The following is a 767-nucleotide window of genomic DNA, read 5'->3' as shown; positions in this document are numbered from 1 at the left end:
TGTTCACGCGGCCCCGCCCGGTGCAGACGCTCGACGCCTATTATCGCAAGATGTGGCTGACGCTCGACCAGCTCGCGCGCTTGGACAAGAATCCGTGGCCGAGCGATATTCCGGAACAGATCGACCACCCGATGTGGGAATTCTCGTTTGCGGGCGAGCCGATCTTCGTCGTTTGCACGACGCCCGCCCATGTGATGCGCCAGAGCCGCCGATCCAGCGCCTTCATGCTCACATTCCAGCCGCGCTGGGTGTTCGAGAAGATCCTCGGGACCGAAAAGGCGGCCAACGCCGCCTTCGCCGAGGTGCGCAAACGCCTGATCCCGTACGACAGCGCGAGCCCCGCTCCGCTTCTCGGCCGCTACGGCGCGACCGACGGCCGCGAATATCTGCAGTACTTCCTGCACGACGACAATAATGCGGGCGGCGGCTGCCCCTATGCCAAGCTCGCGCAGAACAAGACGCCATCGATCGCGAACAAGGAACAGGCGGCATGACCCAGATCATCGCAGGCACGAAGACCGAATTTGCCATCGACCCGGATATCCTGAACCTGCTCCCGGCCCAGGGTTCCGTCGAGCTGCAGCACGATGCGGCCGGCAAGGTGCATCACTTCCACACCCATCCGGTCGATGAAATCCTGATGATCATCAGCGGCCGGCTGAACTTCATCTGGGACGGCGGTGAGCGGGTCGTCGGTGCCGGCGACACCATCTTTCTGCCTGCTGGTACCCGACTTCAATCCGAAGCGCTTGAGGGCGGTGCGATCT

General features: G+C 63.1%; 2 protein-coding genes. Both read left to right on the top strand.

All coding sequences use genetic code 11. The features are described from left to right. The first annotated feature begins 20 nt into the window (after positions 1–20). The gene (locus tag NS334_RS17310) at positions 21–494 is read left to right on the top strand and encodes a YqcI/YcgG family protein (protein WP_241492027.1); all 474 of its coding nucleotides are present in this window, start codon (positions 21–23) and stop codon (positions 492–494) included. Further along, positions 491–767, top strand: a 277-nt coding sequence (locus NS334_RS17305; RefSeq protein ID WP_058757027.1) for a cupin domain-containing protein, incomplete at its 3' end; no start/stop codon positions are given. The genes NS334_RS17310 and NS334_RS17305, both read left to right, overlap by 4 nt.

The organism is Sphingomonas endophytica (genome assembly GCF_001476895.1).
In the GTDB taxonomy this organism is placed as follows: Bacteria; Pseudomonadota; Alphaproteobacteria; order Sphingomonadales; family Sphingomonadaceae; genus Sphingomonas; species Sphingomonas endophytica_A.
The sequence above is the reverse complement of the archived record's forward strand: the minus strand, read 5'-3'. Positions and strand labels throughout refer to the sequence as shown.